We start from the raw sequence: 17491 nt of genomic DNA on the forward strand, positions 1-17491 counted from the left end.
GTAATGGCAGGTGTGACGGAGCACGTGGTGTATGTGGTCGACGACGATCAAGGCATGCTCGACTCAACGGTCTGGTTATTGGAATCGGTAGGGCTCAAGGCCTTGCCGTTCACCAGTGGCGTGGAGTTTCTCAATGCTTGTGATGCCACGCTCGATGCCTGCGTGCTGCTCGATGTTCGCATGCCCGGCATGGGCGGTTTGAACGTGCAGGAAGAAATGCGCGCACGTGAGCTGAACCTGCCGATCATTTTCGTCAGCGGGCACGCGGATGTGCCGATCGTGGTTCGCGCCTTCAAGGCAGGCGCCCATGACTTCATCGAGAAGCCCTATAACGAGCAATTGCTGCTGGACAGCGTGCAACAGGCACTCAGTAACTGCGCGGCAAACCGCTCGGGCAATCAGGGCCATGAAGCCTTGCAGGCACGCTTGCTGACACTGACCCCACGGGAGCGCGATGTCTTGCTGCCGCTGGTCCAGGGTTACACCACCCGTGAGATCGCTGAGCAACTGGGCGTGAGCGCAAAAACCGTCGACCTGTATCGCTCGCGGGTGATGAAACGCATGCAGGCCAATACCTTGCCGGACCTGGTGGGCATGGCCATCGCGGCTGAATTGGTTGATCCGCTGAAGCTGAGGTGATTTGCGCAAGGGTAACGCCCCTCACCCTAACCCTCTCCCCAGGGGGCGAGGGGACTGACCGAGTTGTTCTTAGAGTTACATCGACCTGAAAGCCCGAGGTGAACTCAGGATTGAAGAACAACACAGATCGGCTCCCTTTCCCCCTCTCCCCTTTGGGGAGAGGGCTGGGGTGAGGGGTGGATCCTGAGCCAGACACAAAATCCAGAATCACCCAATCAACGCTTCGCTTTCACCCCATCCACTCACTTTTCCAACTGAACGTCTATGCTGGGCTAACTGATCTCATCCCTCTGCAGCGATCTGCAAGGAGGCAGCAATGGTGCCCACATCCAGCTCCGAAAAGGCGTTCACACGCAGTCTGCTCGATGTTTTGATCCGAGCCGGGTTGATTACCGTGCTGGTGCTGTTCTGCTTTGAAATCTTCAGCCCGTTCCGCGACCTCATGCTGTGGTCGGTGATCCTGGCGATCACCCTTTATCCATTGCAAGAGCGGCTCAAGGGACCACTGGGTCTGAAAGACGGCCATATTGCGACGCTGATTGTGCTGATCGCGATCATTGTGCTCATGGTGCCGATCTATCTGTTGGTCACCTCGATTGCCGATTCGGTCTCGCATGCCATGACCACCGTCAAGGACGGCAACTTCCATATTCCGCCACCCGCCGATTCAGTCGCTGACTGGCCGTTAGTGGGCAAGCGTCTCTCTGCCATATGGCTGCAGGCCTCAACCGACCTTCCCGACCTGACAGCGAAGTACCTGCCGCAGATAAAACATTTCAGCGTGAGTTTCCTCGGCAAACTGGCCGGCATCGGCATGGGGTTCCTCACCTTTATCTTTGCATTGATCATCGCCGGCATCTTCATGGCCTATGGCGAGAGCGGCAGGCGCAGTGCGGTACAGATCGCTTCACGCGTCAGCGATCCGGGCAAGGGGCCGAAAATCGCCGCACTGTGTACCGCAACGATCCGTGCGGTCGCGCTGGGGGTGGTCGGCATCGCGTTCATCCAGATGCTGCTGGTGGGCATCGGATTCGTACTCAAGGGTGTCCCCGGTGCCGGTCTGCTTGCCTTGGCGGTGCTGCTGCTCGGCATCATGCAATTGCCCGCGACGCTGATTACGGTGCCCGTGATTGCCTATGTGTTCGCCACCGAGGGGGCCAGCACAGCGACCATCGTCTTCGCCATCTATGTGTTCGTTGCCGGCCTGGTGGATAACGTACTCAAGCCCTTGCTGCTGGGGCGCGGTGTCGATGTGCCGATGCCGGTGGTGCTGATCGGAGCCTTGGGCGGCATGGTCACCAGCGGCATCCTCGGTCTGTTCATCGGCCCGGTGGTGCTTGCGGTCGGCTATCAGTTGTTCTGGCAATGGGTGGAGGATCCGACGCCGAACAGACCGGACGTCCCGCCGACGTTATGACAGCCCGGGCTTGCGCTAGCATTTAAGGTGTTCAGGCCATTCGCCCTGACGAGCAGGACAGTGCACCCCGTCAGATGACCGTTTGGACTTCGCCACTTAATGCGCGGTGCAGGACTTCTACTTCGGCGAGGACTTCCTGCTTCGTCGACTCGACTACAACGTGGACGTGAGTGGTGGCTATCGACCTCAGCGACATCAGCTACGCCTAGAGAGGGTTGAATCATGACCATCCATTCCTGGGAAAAACTCTACCTCGATGACTTGAGCCTGGGTCAGCAGTTCGAAAGCGACAGCCTGCGTGTCCATCGAGCGTCGATGCTGGCCTTCGCTCAGGAATTCGACCCGCAACCGTTTCACCTCGATCCTGAAGCCGCCGAACTGAGCCTGTTCCGTGGCCTGGCCGCCAGTGGCTGGAACACCGCAGCCCTGACCATGAAGCTGCTGGTGGAAAGCGTGCCATTGGCAGACGGGATCATCGGCCTGAGCATCGAGTTGAGCTGGCCGACACCGACCTACCCGGACGACCTGTTGCGTCTGCAATGCACCGTGCAGGCCATCGAACCGTCCAGCTCCAAACCAGATCGGGGCGTGGTGACCCTGTTCATGGAAACACTCAATCAAAACGACAAGGTCGTGCAGCGAGCCACCGGCAAACTGCTGGTCTTCAGAAGACCGGCGCCTGATTGAGAAAGCAGGCGTGTTCTTTGTCAATTACAGGGGCCGGAGGAGGCGTTTTGAAAACATTCCTGCTAAGGCCTAGCGCCTCAACGCTGAACATGTTGCGTCAGGCGTGCCTGCAACGCCGAGATGCGGTGCCGCCAACGTTAACCGAAAAAGCGCTCATCCCCGGCATTCCAAATGCTCGCTACTGGCTGGACCAGGATCTGACGCCGTTCATTCGGGATGTGAGTCAGGCCAACCTTCGAGAAGCCGAGGCGCTCGCCAGCGCCGGGCTGCCCAATGACACCCTGCCGCTGGCAAGCATGTTGGCCGTTTCGGGGGGCGGCGATGCAGGCACCTTCGCGGGGGGCATCATTGCGGGATGGACCCTGCATGGGTCTCGACCGGTGTTCAAAGTTGTCACCGGCATTAGTGCTGGTGCCCTGGTCGCCCCGTTCGCCTACCTGGGGCCCCAGTACGACGGGGTCATTCTGGGTATCTGCAACGCAGTCGGTCCCAAAGACATTTTCCATGCGCGCAATGTGCTGACCCGTCTTGCCAGTGACGGTATCGCGCACAGCAAGCCACTGTCGCGGCTCATTGCACAGCACATCACGGCTGAGGTTCTTGCGGCGATCGCGTCGGAATACGCCAAAGGACGTCTTCTGATGATCGGCACCACCGACCTTGATTCTGGGCGCCCGATCACCTGGAACATGGGCGCTATTGCCTCCAGCCAGGCACCGGGCGCGCTCGACCTGTTTCGCAACATCATGATCGCGTCGATGAGTATTCCCGGCGCCGTCTCACCCGTCATGATCGATGTGGAGGTTGACGGCCAACAGTTTCAGGAAATGCACGTGGACGGAGGCGTCCTGACTCAGGTGTTCCTTTACCCACCCGGCACCGTGACGGCGCTGAGCCGCGTGACCGGAGCGCGTTCGCGTGATGAACGGCATTTCTATGTCATTCGCAACGGCAAACTGGAGCTGCAGTGGTCCGGAACCAAGCGCCGCACCTTGAGCATCGGCGGTCGCGCCATCAGCGCATTGATCCAGACTCAGGGGATCAGCGATCTGGATCGCATTTACCGAATTGCACAGCAGGATGGCGCGGACTTCAATCTGGCGTACATCGGCTCCGATTTTGATACTTCCCGCGCTTATAAATTTGATGGCGAGTACATGAAGCGCTTATTCGATTACGCCTTTCAACTCAGTGCGAAGGGGTATCCGTGGCATAAATCGCCGAATACGTGAGAGAGGGCAATCAGCTGACCGGCTCGGCCGTACAACTCATCGCCCCAGTGCCTGGCTTCTGGAAAATCACCCCGTTGCCGTCTTGCCAGAAGCGGTAGTTCCCCAGGGAATCCTTGCCCGTGTATTGGGTGCCCGAATCACTCGGCACCTGGTTCAGGGTGATCGAGGTGTTCGCCCATTTCAGGTACACGACACCTGGCTGCGTGTTGAAGAAGGTGGCGGCTATCAGTGCGTTAAACCCTGCGCAACGAAAAGCCAGGGGGCCTTCGGTGAGCCTGTCTGGATCCTTGGTTCTCACAATGGCCGAGCCTTGGCGCAGCTGGTGCGCGCGCTCGGCATAGCTTCGGATCGTGCACGCCTTGGGGTCAGGCGTGGACGCACACTGATTACGGGAGTCGATCCAGAACTGCTGGTCGATCAAGACTTTGTCTGGCCGCGGTACTGAACGTTCATCCGTGAGCGCCAGGCGATAAAGACGTGTCAGTTCGATATCCATCTGTGCCAGTTGCCGATCGCGACAGATCAGCTTTTCGACGGACGCCCTTGCGGTGGCGCAGTCGAAGCTGGTCTTGAACGACGCAGCATTTGCGCAGGTGCTCGTCGCCGCGCAAACGCTGGCAGCGAGCAGACAGGTGAAAAGGGCCGTGACCGTTTTCATGTTGGCTTCACCCAGATCATGACGTGATCCCCGGATTGCCATGGAACCTATCGGTCTATTGAACATTCATTCGTTCGCATTGGGTGTATCGCAGTGTAAGTCAGTGCTCAAAACTTGCCACACCGCCGGGCGCAGAAACGCATGTCTTGTAGCAGCCTGCGTCCGGCTCTGTAGCAGCTGTCGAGCTTGCGAGGCTGCGTTCGGCTGCGCAGCAGTCGTGAAATCAGTGCTCTCGGTGAATCAGGTAGACCGCGCTCGTCGGATTTACGACTGCTGCGCAGCCGGACGCAGCCTCGCAAGCTCGACAGCTGCTACATCGCACGTATGGGTTTACCGAGGATCCGCAGGGCATGTTAAAAAATGTTAGGTTGAAAAAATACTTCACATAATCTGATCATTGGTAGATGATCTCCAGCAGCCGGTATGACAACCTGATAACACGACAAAAACAGGATTGCCTTGATGTTCGATGAGATCGCGACTCATGTGCTGAATGACAGCGCCCCTCAGCGGGTTTATCCGCTCGGCGCTGATCCTGTCTACCGCAGCCCTCTCTACAACGCGGCCAATGTCTGCGCCTTGCAGGCGCGCAAGCAGTCGCTGCTTTCCTCTGGAGTACCCCATGAATAACAAGAATGTCGGTGTTGTCGGTCTGGGCGCGATGGGCCTGGGCATTGCCCGCTCGTTGTTGCGCAGCGGTTTCAATGTGCATGCCTGTGATGTGCGGGCTGCGGTGACTGAACAGTTTGCCGGGGAGGGCGGCGTGGCGTGCTCTTCGCCGTCGCACATGGCCGCTGAGTGCGACGTGATAGTGACCGTCGTGGTCAACGCCGAGCAGACCGAAACCGTACTGTTTGGTGAGGGGGGTGCCGTGGCCGCACTGCGTCCGGGCAGCCTGGTGATCGGCTGTGCCACCGTCGCCCCGACGTACGCGGTGGATCTGGGCCAGCGCCTGGCCGCGTTGGGTCTGCTTTATCTGGACGCACCGATTTCCGGTGGCGCCGCCAAGGCTGCCGCTGGCGAGATGACCATGATGACCTCGGGGCCGGCCGACGCCTATACCAAGGCTGAGTCGATCCTGGCGGGCATGGCCGGCAAGGTGTATCGCCTGGGTGACGTTCATGGCCTGGGTTCGAAGGTCAAAATCATCAATCAGCTGCTCGCCGGGGTGCACATCGCCGCTTCTGCCGAAGCCATGGCGCTGGGCCTGCGTGAAGGGGTCGATGCCGATGCACTCTATGAGGTGATCACCCATAGCGCCGGTAATTCCTGGATGTTCGAAAACCGCGTGCCGCACATTCTCAAGGCTGACTACACACCGTTGTCCGCGGTGGATATTTTCGTCAAGGACCTGGGCCTGGTGCTGGATACCGCCCGGGCCAGCAAATTCCCGCTGCCGCTGTCGGCCACCGCGCACCAGATGTTCATGCAGGCGTCCAGTGCCGGCTTCGGCCGTGAGGACGACTCGGCGGTGATCAAGATTTTCCCGGGCATCGAATTGCCGACTGCCAAGCCCCAGTCCGTTTGAAGCCCGAGCCCGTTTGAGGAACACACCATGACTACCTCCACCGCACGCCCGCTGCTGGGCTGCATCGCCGACGATTTCACCGGTGCCACGGACCTTGCCAACATGCTGGTGCGCGGCGGAATGCGTACCGTGCAAAGCATCGGTATCCCGAGCGCAGACGTTGCCGCCGGGCTTGATGCCGATGCGATCGTCATCGCCCTGAAGTCGCGCACTGTTCCTGTCGCCGACGCGGTCGAACAATCCCTCGCCGCACTGGCCTGGCTGCGCGAACAAGGCTGCGAGCAGATCTTCTTCAAATACTGCTCAACGTTTGACTCCACCGCGGCCGGCAATATCGGCCAGGTCAGCGAAGCGCTGCTGGCGGCGCTCGGTAGCGACTTCACCCTGGCGTGTCCGGCGTTTCCGGAAAATGGCCGCACAATCTTTCGCGGCCACTTGTTTGTGCAGGATCAACTGCTCAGCGAGTCGGGCATGCAGCATCACCCGCTGACGCCGATGACCGATGCCAACCTGGTTCGGGTCCTGCAATCGCAGACAGGCCTGAATGTCGGCCTGTTGCGCTACGACACCATTGCCCGCGGCGTTGAGCAGGTGCGTGCACGAATCGCCGAGCTGAGGGCGCAAGGTGTCGGCATGGCCATCGCGGACGCTCTGTCAGACAGCGATCTGTACACCCTCGGCACCGCCTGTGCCGATCTGCCGTTGTTGACGGGTGGTTCGGGGCTGGCCCTGGGCCTGCCGGAAAATTTCCGTCGCGCTGGCAAGCTGCGCGACCTCGATGCCTCGAAACTCCCTGCGGTGGTCGGCGGGGAAGTGGTGTTGGCCGGCAGTGCTTCGATCGCGACCAATGGACAAGTGGCGGCCTGGCTCGAAGCCGGGCGGCCGGCCTTGCGGATCGATCCGCTGGCCTTGGCGGCGGGGGAACCGGTGGTGGCGCAAGCCTTGGCTTTCGCCCGTGATAACGAGCAAACCGTATTGATCTACGCCACCAGCTCACCGGACGAGGTCAAGTCGGTGCAGCAGCAACTGGGTGTCGAGCAGGCTGGCAGCCTGGTGGAAAACGCCTTTGGCGAAATTGCCCAAGGTCTGCGTCAGAGCGGCGTGCGCCGCTTCGTGATCGCCGGCGGAGAAACCTCGGGCGCTGTGGTTCAGGCGTTGGGCGTACAGCTGCTGCAGATCGGCGCGCAGATCGATCCGGGTGTGCCGGCGACCGTCAGCAGTACTGACGAACCTTTGGCGCTGGCACTCAAATCGGGCAACTTCGGTGGTCGCGACTTCTTCAGCAAAGCCTTGAGCCAACTCGCGGGAGGTGCTCAGTGAGTAACGAAAGCGCCCTGCGTGAAGAAATCTGCGAGGTTGGCCGCAGCCTATACCAGCGCGGCTACACCGTCGGCAGCGCTGGCAATATCAGCGCGCGCCTGGACGACGGCTGGTTGATCACACCGACCGATGTCTGCCTCGGGCGTCTCGATCCGGCGACTATCGCCAAGGTCAACCTGGCCGGCGAATGGGTGTCCGGTGACAAGCCTTCAAAGACCCTGGCGCTGCATCGTCAGGTCTACGACCGCAACCCGAGTGTCGGCGGTGTGGTGCATACCCATTCCACTCATCTGGTGGCGTTGACGCTGGCCGGTGTCTGGCAAGCGGACGACATCCTGCCGCCACTGACGCCGTATCAGGTGATGAAAGTCGGGCATATCCCGTTGATTGGCTACCAGCGACCCGGTTCGCCGAAGGTTGCCGAGCAAGTCGCGCAGCTGGCCAATAGTGTTCGCGGCGTGATGCTCGAACGGCTGGGCCCGGTGGTCTGGGAAAGTTCGGTCTCCAGGGCCAGTTACGCCCTGGAGGAGCTTGAGGAAACTGCGCGGCTCTGGCTGATGAGCCATCCCAAACCGGAACCTCTCGACCAGGCAGCTCTGGACGAGTTGCGAGAGACCTTCGGCGCGACCTGGTAACGCGCTGGCTTAACCCGACAAATCGATACAGCAGGCCCTGTACATGAGGCGCGCAGCGACTCTCGACGGACCCGGCTTGCCTGAAAAAACAATAACAACAGGAAATCCAAGCATGACTCACCTTCACTGCGGCATTTTCAGATTCAGTGGCACAACCGTTTCGTTTACCCGGCGTGGAGGGGTTCTGAAATGAGCCCGTTAATCCTGATGATTACCGCAGGGGTGGGCATCGCACTCTTGTTGTTCCTGGTGCTCAAGTACAAGTTCCAACCCTTCGTAGCGTTGATGCTGGTAAGCATTCTGGTGGCGCTGGTGGCCGGGGTGAAACCGGCCGATCTGGTCGCCACCATCGAAGGCGGTATGGGCAAGACCCTGGGCCATATCGCGATCATCATTGCCCTGGGCGCGATGATCGGGCGGATCATCGAACTCTCCGGTGGTGCCGAGGCCTTGGCCAAGACCCTGATCACTCGTTTCGGCAACCGGCGTACACCGCTGGCGCTGACGATTGCCGGGTTCATGGTCGGGGTGCCGGTGTTCTTCGAGGTCGGCGTGATCATCCTGATGCCGCTGGCCTACGGTATTGCGCGCAGTGCGCGTAAGCCGCTGTTGGTCTTTGCACTGCCGATGTGCGCGGCCTTGTTGACCGTACACGCCTTTCTGCCGCCACACCCGGGCGCCGTGGCCGCTGCCAGCCAGTTGGGCGCGGACCTGGGTCGCGTGCTGATGTTCGGTCTGCCGCTCACCGCGTTCCTTTGCTATGTCGGCTACCGCGTGGCCGGGCGCATGACCCGTCGGGTATACCCGATGACCGACGATATTCGTGCCGAGGTCTATGGCCCGCATGTCACCAACGAGGATCTGGCTGCCTGGTCCAATGGCAACGACAAGAGCCCTGAGCGAGCGGCTGTGGCCGCGTCGCACATGGGCCTGGAAGAGTCCACCAGCAGCATCGTTTCCAAGTTGCCGCCGGCACCCCCACCGGGGTTTGGCCTGATCGTCAGCCTGATCCTGCTGCCCATCATTCTGATTCTGCTGGGAACGCTGTCCACCTCGTTGCTGCCTGTCGAATCGACCCTGCGCGGCATCATGACCGTGCTCGGCGCGCCGCTGGTGGCGCTGCTGATCGACACCTTGCTGTGTGCCTGGTTGCTGGGTTCGCGTCGGGGCTGGAGCCGGACTCAGGTGTCCGACGTGATCGGTTCGGCCTTGCCCGGTGTGGCCATGGTGATCCTGATTGCCGGTGCGGGCGGGGTGTTTGGCAAGGTGCTGGTGGATACCGGAATCGGCGCCGTGGTCTCCGATATGCTGCGCACCACCGGTCTGCCGGTGCTGGCGCTGGGCTTTCTGCTGACCCTGCTGTTGCGCGCGGTGCAGGGCTCGACGACGGTGGCGCTGGTGACCACTGCCGGCATCATCAGTCCGCTGATTGCGACCCTCGATCTCACGGCAAATCACATGGCGCTGCTGTGCCTGGCCATGGGCGGTGGCGGGTTGGCCATGTCCCATATCAATGACGCCGGTTACTGGATCTTCACCAAGCTGTCCGGGCTGAACGTGGCCGACGGCTTGCGCACCTGGACGGTGTTGACCACCTTGCTCGGCACCTTGGGTTTCTGTATTACCCTGCTGATCTGGCCGTTTGTCTGACTCTTAATCTCTGGAGCTACCATGCCTCGTTTTGCTGCCAACCTCAGCATGCTCTACCCGGAACATGCGTTTCTGGATCGCTTCGCCGCCGCGGCTGCCGATGGTTTCGAAGCGGTGGAGTATCTGTTTCCCTACGACTACAGCGCTGAAGAACTCAAGCAACGCTTGAGCGACAACGGCCTGGTGCAGGCACTGTTCAATGCGCCGCCCGGTGATTGGGCGGCGGGCGAGCGGGGCACGGTGTCGTTGCCGGGCCGTGAGAGTGAGTTCCGTAGCGGTTTTGATCGCGCCCTGGAGTACGCCAGCGTGCTGGGCAACTCACGCATCCATGTCATGGCCGGCCTGCTGCCGTCAGAGAGTGATCGGGCACGGCATCACGCCATTTATCTGGAAAACCTGGCCTATGCCACCGCCCAAGCGGCGAAGGCCGGTGTCTCGGTATTGCTCGAGCCGATCAATACACGAGACATGCCGGGCTTTTTCCTCAACCGCCAGGACCAGGCCCAGGCCATCTGCAAGGAAGTCGGCGCCAGTAACCTGAAGGTTCAGTTCGACTGTTATCACTGCCAAATCGTTGAAGGCGACCTGGCCACCAAACTGCGTCGTGATTTCGATGGCATCGGCCATATCCAGATCGCCGGCGTGCCGGACCGGCATGAACCGGACTTGGGAGAAGTCAACTATCCCTATCTGTTCGAGTTGATCGACCAGTTGGGGTATGACGGCTGGGTAGGGTGCGAATATCGGCCGCGTGGCAACACGTCTGCCGGCTTGCAGTGGTTGCGGGACTGGAAGGCGCGCTAAGCGCAACAGAGAAGAGAAAGGCGGGCTCTGCTGAGATGCAGGAGCCCGTTTTTTTTAGGCCGGAGGATTGTCAGACGGCAGCAACAGATCGACTCCCTGCTTGCGAATGCCATCGGCCGCCGCCGGGGCCAACGCATCGTCGCTGAGAATAATGTCGAACTGCTCGAGCCCGGCAATCTTGTACATGCTGAATGTGCCGTACTTCGAACTGCTGGCCACCAGCACCACTTGCGACGCCGATTGCATCGCGGCTTGTTTCACTTCCACCTTCAGCGCCGAAGGCGTGGTGAGGCCGCGACGCAAATCCCATGAGCTGGTCGATATGAACGCGATGTCCGTAACGACCTGGCGCAAGGTGGCAACCGCCAGGCCGCCGACGCACGATTGATTGGAGTGATCCAGCTGCCCGCCGGTATGAATCACCGTGACATGCGGGGCTTCGATCAGCGCGTGGACAATGCCGAAGTCGTTAGTCACCACGGTCATGCCGGACAGCGCCTTGATGTAGGGGACGATTTCCAGCGTGCTGGTTCCCGCATCCAGGTAAATCGTCATATCGGCATGCAGTAGCCGGGCGGCGAGCCTGGCCATGGCCTGCTTCTGCGGCAACTCGACCACCGCCTTGAGCTGATGGCTGGGCTCACTGTGGAGCTGGCTGGCGATCCGCACCCCACCCGTTACCGAATAAGCACGACCTTCCTGCTCCAGCAGCGCGATATCGCGACGTATGGTCATGTGCGAACAGTCGAACATTTCCATCAACTGGTGCACGCTCAGCACCTGATGCTTGCGCAACTGTCGCAGCATCAATTCACGGCGCTGCTCAGGAATCATCGGTGCGCCGCTTTCGGCGGCGATGTCCTTTTGATTAGGCATTCGGGCTCCAGATTAAGGAAGGCTGACGGTATCGCTAACGGTCAAACATAGTAGCGAATCTGTGGCGGGATCAGTAGCGCGGCGATGTGACGGGGCCAAGCGACAAAGAGCGTCATTCTGGCTTGTTTGGTACTTGGGACTAAAATTGAGCCACGTTTCGCGTGCAGAGGGCTTCCTGCTCTTTCGATATGTAGCGAGTGAAGGCACAATGCGCATCCTTTTTTGGCTGGCCTTGCCGGAGGCGCCTCGAAATGATCAAAACGCCGTACTACCTCATCGATAAACAAAAGCTGCTGGCGAACATGCAGAAGATCGCCTATGTGCGCGAACAGTCCGGGGCCAAGGCGCTCCTGGCACTGAAGTGTTTCGCCACCTGGTCGGTGTTCGACCTGATGCAGCAATACATGGACGGCACCACGTCGTCGTCGCTTTACGAACTCAAGCTCGGTCGACAGAAGTTCGCTGGCGAGACCCATGCCTACAGCGTGGCCTGGGCCGACGACGAGATCGAGGAGATGCTCGTCAACTGCGACAAGATCATCTTCAACTCCATCAGCCAGTTGCAGCGCTACGCCGAGGCTTCGGCGGGCAAAGTGCGCGGCCTGCGGGTCAATCCTCAGGTGAGCAGCTCGGATTATCTGCTGGCCGACCCTGCGCGGCCGTTCAGCCGTCTGGGCGAGTGGGACCCGGTGAAAATCGAGCAGGTCATCGAGCAGATCTCTGGCTTCATGTTCCACAACAACTGCGAAAACGGTGATTTCGGCCTGTTCGACCAGATGCTGTGCACCATCGAAGAACGCTTCGGCGACTTGCTGCACAAGGTCGAGTGGGTCAGCCTCGGTGGCGGTATCCACTTCACGGGTGAAGGCTACGCACTGGACGAGTTCTGCGCGCGCCTCAAGGCCTTCTCGCAAAAATACGGCGTGCAGGTTTACCTGGAACCGGGCGAAGCGGCCATCACACAGAGCGCGTCGCTGGAAGTCACCGTGCTCGACACCCTTTACAACGGCAAGAACCTGGCGGTCGTAGACAGCTCCATCGAAGCGCATATGCTCGATCTGTTGATCTATCGCCTGAATGCCAAGCTGGCGCCTAGCGATGGCGAACACACCTACATGGTGTGCGGCAAATCCTGCCTGGCCGGAGACATTTTCGGTGAGTATCAATTTGATCGGCCACTGGCTATCGGGGATCGGCTGTCGTTCATCGACGCGGCGGGTTACACCATGGTCAAGAAGAACTGGTTCAACGGCTTGAAAATGCCGTCCATCGTAGTGAAACAACTCGACGGTACAGTCGAGGTGGTTCGTGAGTTTGGTTTCAACGACTACATGTCCAGCCTTTCGTAAGCTGGCAGATAAGGAGAGAGAGAAAAATTGAAGAAGAACGTGCTTATCATTGGTGCAGGAGGTGTCGCCAAGGTGGTGGCCCACAAGTGCGCGCAGCACAACGATGAACTCGGTCGTATTGCTATCGCGTCGCGCAACATCTCCAAGTGCCAGGCCATCATCGACAGCGTCAAGGCCAAGGGCAGCCTCAAAGTGCCCGCCGAAATCCTGGCCTTCTCGCTGAACGCGCTGGATGTCGAAGCGACCAAGGCGCTGATCCGCGAAACCGGATCGCAGATCGTCATCAACGTCGGTTCCGCCTTCCTCAACATGTCGGTGCTGCGCGCCTGCATCGATACCGGCGTCGCCTATCTGGACACCGCCATCCACGAAGAGCCGGGCAAAATCTGCGAAACGCCGCCCTGGTATGGCAACTACGAGTGGAACCACCTCGAAGAGTGCAAAGAGAAGAACATTACCGCCATTCTCGGCGTGGGCTTCGACCCGGGTGTGGTCAACGCCTATGCAGCACTGGCGCAACAACAGTATTTCGACCGCATTGACTCGATCGACATTCTCGACGTCAACGCCGGTTCCCATGGCAAGTATTTCGCCACCAATTTCGACCCGGAAATCAACTTCCGCGAATTCACCGGACAAGTGTGGAGCTGGCAGAACAGTCAGTGGACCAGCAACACGATGTTCGAAGTCAAACGCACCGACGACCTGCCGGTCGTAGGCGCGCAGAACCTGTACCTGACCGGCCACGATGAAGTGCACTCGCTGTCGAAGAACCTCGACGTGCCCAACGTGCGTTTCTGGATGAGCTTCGGCGAACACTACATCAATGTGTTCACCGTGCTCAGGAACCTCGGCCTGCTCTCCGAGCAACCGGTCAAGACCGCCGAAGGCCTGGAAGTCGTGCCGCTGAAAGTGGTCAAGGCCGTGCTCCCTGATCCGAGCTCGCTGGCGCCTGGCTACACCGGCAAGACCTGCATCGGCGATCTGGTCAAGGGCACCAAGGATGGCCAGCCGCGCGAAGTGTTCATCTACAACGTGGCTGATCATGAAGACGCTTACGCGGAAACTGACAGCCAGGGCATTTCCTATACCGCAGGCGTGCCGCCCGTGGCCGCAGCCCTGCTGGTCGCCCGTGGCGAGTGGGACGTGCAGCGCATGGCCAACGTCGAGGAGCTTCCGGCTGAGCCATTCCTCAAGGCGCTGGATGTGATGGGCCTGCCGACCCGCATCAAGGACGAGAATGGAGATCGTCCCTGGAGCTGAAACGCTTGAGGCTCGCAACATACAGGTGAACCTCGTTTCCCGCTCCAAACGCAAAAACGCCGCTCTTTGAGCGGCGTTTTGCTTTGTGCGTAATCGGTTGGGCTGGTTGAGGACGAGATCAAGAACGCTGCATCGAACATTCCCGCCTGTCACCCCACATGCAAACCCAGCCCGTCGAACCGGCACTATCCCGTGGTGGCGTGGTCAGTAATTGGCGCTTGTAGTGGCGAGGGTCGTCTTTGATAACGACGCGTCAGGCTACGTTTAGTGTTTTCTCCATGCCTTAGGGCAAACGTACGCGATGGATTGCGTCTTGGACCGACTTTTCCTTTTGCGGGCGACACTTTATGGGTTTGCTTCTCGATCCGCGTCATGACATTGATGCCGCTTTATTAAGCTATCGCAAGGTGTTCTGGTCGCTGGCACTGTTCAGTGGGGTGATCAACCTGCTGGTGCTGGTGCCGTCGCTCTACATGATGCAGGTGTACGACCGGGTTCTCACCAGCCGCAACGAAACCACCTTGTTCATGCTCACCTTGATCGCGCTGGGACTGTTCATGTTCAGCGGCCTGATCGAGTGGGCGCGCGGCGAGGTGATGATTCGCATGAGCGCGGGGCTGGACGATGCCTTGGGCGAACGGATCTTCGACGCCGCCTTCGCCCGCAGCCTGCGCGAGCACAACGCCAACCCGGCGCAGGTGCTCACCGATCTGGCGACGCTGCGGCAGTTGATCACCGGCCAGGGCCTGATCGCCTTGCTCGATGCGCCGTGGTTGCCAATTTTCCTGCTGGTGGCGTTCATCTTTCATCCCTGGTTCGGCCTGCTGACGCTGGTTCTGGCCCTGGTGTTGATTGGCCTGGCGCTGTGGGGCGAATTGTCGACTCGCACACGCTTGGGCGAAGCCAATCGCCTGGGTGTGCAGTCGTCGATCTATTTAAACAGCACATTTCACAATGCCGAAGTGATCCAGGCCCTGGGCATGCTCGGGCCGTTGCGCCAACGCTGGAGCCTGCTGCAGCAACGCATCATTGCCGCCCAGGCGCATGCCAGCGACCGCGGCGCGCGTATCACTTCGATGACCCGTTTCGTGCGCATCTCCGGACAGTCTTTGGCCCTCGGCTTAGGGGCTTTGCTGGTGCTTGAAGGCCAATTGTCGGCGGGCATGATGATTGCGATGTCGCTGCTGCTGGGGCGTGCCCTGGCGCCCGTGGAAATCGCCATTGGCTCGTGGAAGCAATTCAACTCCGGCCGCCAGAGCTACCAGCGCCTGAGCCAACTGCTTGCCCAGCATCCGCGCGAGCGCCTGCGCATGCCTTTGCCCGCGCCCACCGGGGCTGTGCGCCTGGAGCAGTTGTATGTCGGCCCGCCCGGCGCCACGCAACCGATCCTGCGAGGCATCAATTTCAGCCTGGCCAAAGGTGATGTGCTCGCCGTCGTCGGCCCCAGCGCCAGTGGTAAATCAACCCTGGCCAGGGCGATGGTCGGCGTATGGCCGGCCTTGGGCGGTTCGGTGCGCCTGGACGACGCCGAGATCAGTCAATGGTCCCACGACGCCCTGGGCCCGCACCTTGGATACCTGCCGCAGGACATCGAGCTGTTCGACGGCAGTGTGGCCGACAACATTGCCCGCTTCGGCGAGCAGGACGCCGACAAGATTATCGCCGCCGGGCGTCACGCCGGCATTCACGAGATGATCCTGAGGTTCCCCAAAGGTTACGACACGCCGCTGGGCCCCGGCGGGCTTGGCTTGTCCGGTGGACAAAAGCAACGCATCGGTCTGGCTCGCGCGCTCTATGGGCGCCCGTCGTTGATTGTGCTCGATGAGCCCAACTCCAATCTTGATGACGCCGGAGAGCGGGCGCTGGTGCAGGCCATCAGTGTGCTCAAGGCTGCTGGCAGCACCGTGGTGCTGATTACCCACCGGCCTAATGTGCTGGCGGTGGTCGATCACATCCTGGTGCTCAAAGACGGCACTCAACAAGCATTCGGTCCACGGGACCAGGTGCTCAAGGCATTGATGCCGGGGCCGAGACCGGCCGCGGTAAGGGAGACTGGCGAAGATGCGTGATCTTACCCCTGGGGCACAAACGTACAGCGAGCAGGGCCAGAGCGTGCGCGGCGCCACAACGCTGCCCTGCGCCAGTACCGACGCTGGAGGGGCGGCACGCTATGGCGTGGGTTTCCTGGTCCTGACGCTGGGTGGCTTCCTGCTCTGGGCCTGCCTGGCGCCGCTCGACCAGGGTGTCGTCGGCAGTGGCACCGTGGTGGTGGCGGGCGAACGCAAGGCTGTGCAGTCGTTGGTCGGTGGGGTGGTGGAAAAGCTGCTGGTCAGCGATGGCGACCGCGTCACCCAGGGGCAGTTGCTGGTGCAGTTCAATACGGTGCAGGCGCAGTCGCAACTGGACGTGACCCTGGGCAAGTTGCTCAACGATCGCAGCGTCGAGGCGCGGTTGATTGCCGAGCGCCTGGGCTCAGCCGAGATCCAATGGCCCGCTGAACTGCTGGAACGCGCCAACGAGCCACGGGTCAAGGCGTCCATGGCCTTGCAGAGCCAGTTGTTTCTGACCCGCCGCGCAGAACTGGGCAGCCGCTTGCAGATCATCGAACACGAAGCCGCGGCATTGCAGCAGCAATTGCACGGCTACGAAGGCGTCAAGCGCAACTACGACACACAGATGAGCTTCCAGCAGCAAGAGCTGGAAGGCCTGCGCGAATTGGCCCGTGAAGGCTACATTCCGCGCAACAAACTCTTCGAGGCCGAACGCAACGCAGCCCAATTGGCCGGGCAGATTTCCTCCGGGGTGGGCGACGTCGGCAGGACCCGCCAGGCGATCAATGAAAGCCGGCTCAAGGCCTTGCAGGCGCAGCAGGAATTTCGCCGCGATGCCGAAACCCAGCTCAGCGAGGTCTCTGCCGAGGCGGCAGGTTATGCCGATCAGATTCGTGCCTTGCAGTTTGAAGTCGACAACGGTGCGATCCGTGCGCCGGTGTCCGGGCAGGTCATGGACGTGAGCATTCATACAGTCGGGGGTGTTGCGCAAGCCGGCCAAACCCTGATGCAGGTGGTGCCGCTGGATGCGCCGATGGCGATCACCGCGCATTTCGAGCCGCTGATGGCCAACAAGTTGCGCCCGGGTCTGCCGGTGCATGTGCATTTCACCGCGCTGCAACGGGTGGATACGCCGACGGTCACCGGCACCGTGAGTACGGTGTCGGCGGACCAGTTGATCAATGAACAAACGCACCAGCCGTACTTTTCCGCCAAGGTCGAAATTCCCGCCGACACCGTCGCCTCGCTGCAGGCCGCCGGCCTGCTGGTGCGCCCCGGCATGCTCGCCGATGTCACGGTGGTGACGGGGGAACGCACCTTGATGAATTACCTGATGAAGCCTTTGCGTGAACGCTTGCTTGCCGCCTTCAAAGAGGAGTGAG

Annotated in this window: 17 protein-coding genes; 14 read left to right on the forward strand and 3 right to left on the reverse strand. The window is 60.5% G+C overall.

The features are described 5' to 3' along the window. Positions 1 to 3 precede the first annotated feature (3 nt). Complete coding sequence (locus tag ABH912_RS05625; RefSeq protein WP_008146422.1) at positions 4 to 639, forward strand: response regulator transcription factor; 636 nt, start codon at positions 4 to 6, stop codon at positions 637 to 639. Positions 640 to 955: 316 nt separating this feature from the next. After that, positions 956 to 2056, forward strand: a complete 1101-nt coding sequence (locus ABH912_RS05630; protein WP_033054882.1) for an AI-2E family transporter — start codon at positions 956 to 958, stop codon at positions 2054 to 2056. A 70-nt stretch (positions 2057 to 2126) separates the two neighbouring features. Here the strand turns inward: ABH912_RS05630 and ABH912_RS05635 are convergent, their stop codons facing one another. Further along, positions 2127 to 2252, reverse strand: a complete 126-nt coding sequence (locus ABH912_RS05635; protein WP_269434504.1) for a hypothetical protein — start codon at positions 2250 to 2252, stop codon at positions 2127 to 2129. Positions 2253 to 2278: 26 nt separating this feature from the next. On the opposite strand from ABH912_RS05635, the gene ABH912_RS05640 reads away from it, so the two are divergent. Beyond that, entirely contained in the window at positions 2279 to 2743 is a 465-nt protein-coding gene (locus tag ABH912_RS05640) for a MaoC family dehydratase (protein ID WP_111449927.1), read from the forward strand. Between the two features lie 47 nt (positions 2744 to 2790). Further along, on the forward strand, positions 2791 to 3975 hold the full coding sequence (locus ABH912_RS05645) for a patatin-like phospholipase family protein (RefSeq protein ID WP_429509965.1): 1185 nt from the start codon (positions 2791 to 2793) through the stop codon (positions 3973 to 3975). Positions 3976 to 3985: 10 nt separating this feature from the next. Here ABH912_RS05645 and ABH912_RS05650 read toward each other — a convergent pair whose 3' ends face one another. Further along, positions 3986 to 4633 carry an MliC family protein gene (locus tag ABH912_RS05650; protein ID WP_033055203.1) on the reverse strand — a complete coding sequence of 216 codons (648 nt, stop codon included), beginning with the start codon at positions 4631 to 4633 and terminating at the stop codon, positions 3986 to 3988. Positions 4634 to 5095: 462 nt separating this feature from the next. Here ABH912_RS05650 and ABH912_RS05655 point away from each other — a divergent pair, with 462 nt between their 5' ends. The 6 genes from ABH912_RS05655 (at position 5096) to otnI (ending at position 10570) form a co-directional block, all read left to right on the forward strand. After that, complete coding sequence (locus tag ABH912_RS05655) at positions 5096 to 5263, forward strand: hypothetical protein (protein WP_197281711.1); 168 nt, start codon at positions 5096 to 5098, stop codon at positions 5261 to 5263. Beyond that, positions 5256 to 6161 carry an L-threonate dehydrogenase gene (gene ltnD, locus ABH912_RS05660; RefSeq protein WP_095132767.1) on the forward strand — a complete coding sequence of 302 codons (906 nt, stop codon included), beginning with the start codon at positions 5256 to 5258 and terminating at the stop codon, positions 6159 to 6161. Before ABH912_RS05655 ends, ltnD begins: the two co-directional genes overlap by 8 nt. A 27-nt stretch (positions 6162 to 6188) precedes the next feature. Further along, positions 6189 to 7481: a 3-oxo-tetronate kinase gene (otnK, locus tag ABH912_RS05665; RefSeq protein WP_429509967.1), complete on the forward strand. Its 1293-nt coding sequence runs from the start codon at positions 6189 to 6191 to the stop codon at positions 7479 to 7481. Continuing rightward, on the forward strand, positions 7478 to 8116 hold the full coding sequence (locus ABH912_RS05670) for an aldolase (protein WP_429509969.1): 639 nt from the start codon (positions 7478 to 7480) through the stop codon (positions 8114 to 8116). The genes otnK and ABH912_RS05670 overlap by 4 nt, the downstream gene beginning before the upstream one ends. Positions 8117 to 8305: 189 nt before the next feature. Beyond that, the gene (locus tag ABH912_RS05675) at positions 8306 to 9766 is read left to right on the forward strand and encodes an SLC13 family permease (RefSeq protein ID WP_429509970.1); all 1461 of its coding nucleotides are present in this window, start codon (positions 8306 to 8308) and stop codon (positions 9764 to 9766) included. A 21-nt stretch (positions 9767 to 9787) separates the two neighbouring features. Continuing rightward, positions 9788 to 10570 carry a 2-oxo-tetronate isomerase gene (gene otnI, locus ABH912_RS05680; protein ID WP_429509972.1) on the forward strand — a complete coding sequence of 261 codons (783 nt, stop codon included), beginning with the start codon at positions 9788 to 9790 and terminating at the stop codon, positions 10568 to 10570. 54 nt (positions 10571 to 10624) lie between these two features. Here otnI and ABH912_RS05685 read toward each other — a convergent pair whose 3' ends face one another. Continuing rightward, positions 10625 to 11446: a DeoR/GlpR family DNA-binding transcription regulator gene (locus ABH912_RS05685; protein ID WP_429509973.1), complete on the reverse strand. Its 822-nt coding sequence runs from the start codon at positions 11444 to 11446 to the stop codon at positions 10625 to 10627. Positions 11447 to 11697: 251 nt separating this feature from the next. Between ABH912_RS05685 and ABH912_RS05690 the strand changes: the two genes are divergently transcribed. The 4 genes from ABH912_RS05690 (at position 11698) to ABH912_RS05705 (ending at position 17490) form a co-directional block, all read left to right on the forward strand. After that, complete coding sequence (locus ABH912_RS05690) at positions 11698 to 12795, forward strand: carboxynorspermidine decarboxylase (protein ID WP_033054868.1); 1098 nt, start codon at positions 11698 to 11700, stop codon at positions 12793 to 12795. A 27-nt stretch (positions 12796 to 12822) separates the two neighbouring features. Next, positions 12823 to 14058, forward strand: a complete 1236-nt coding sequence (locus ABH912_RS05695; protein ID WP_429509975.1) for a saccharopine dehydrogenase family protein — start codon at positions 12823 to 12825, stop codon at positions 14056 to 14058. A 347-nt stretch (positions 14059 to 14405) separates the two neighbouring features. Then, entirely contained in the window at positions 14406 to 16127 is a 1722-nt protein-coding gene (locus tag ABH912_RS05700) for a type I secretion system permease/ATPase (RefSeq protein ID WP_429509976.1), read from the forward strand. Continuing rightward, a complete protein-coding gene (locus ABH912_RS05705; RefSeq protein WP_033054864.1) occupies positions 16120 to 17490 on the forward strand; it encodes an HlyD family type I secretion periplasmic adaptor subunit in 1371 nt (456 codons plus the stop codon). The genes ABH912_RS05700 and ABH912_RS05705 overlap by 8 nt, the downstream gene beginning before the upstream one ends. Position 17491 lies beyond the last annotated feature (1 nt).

This window comes from Pseudomonas sp. BT76 TE3572 (assembly GCF_050435365.1).
Taxonomy (GTDB): Bacteria; Pseudomonadota; Gammaproteobacteria; order Pseudomonadales; family Pseudomonadaceae; genus Aquipseudomonas; species Aquipseudomonas fluorescens_W.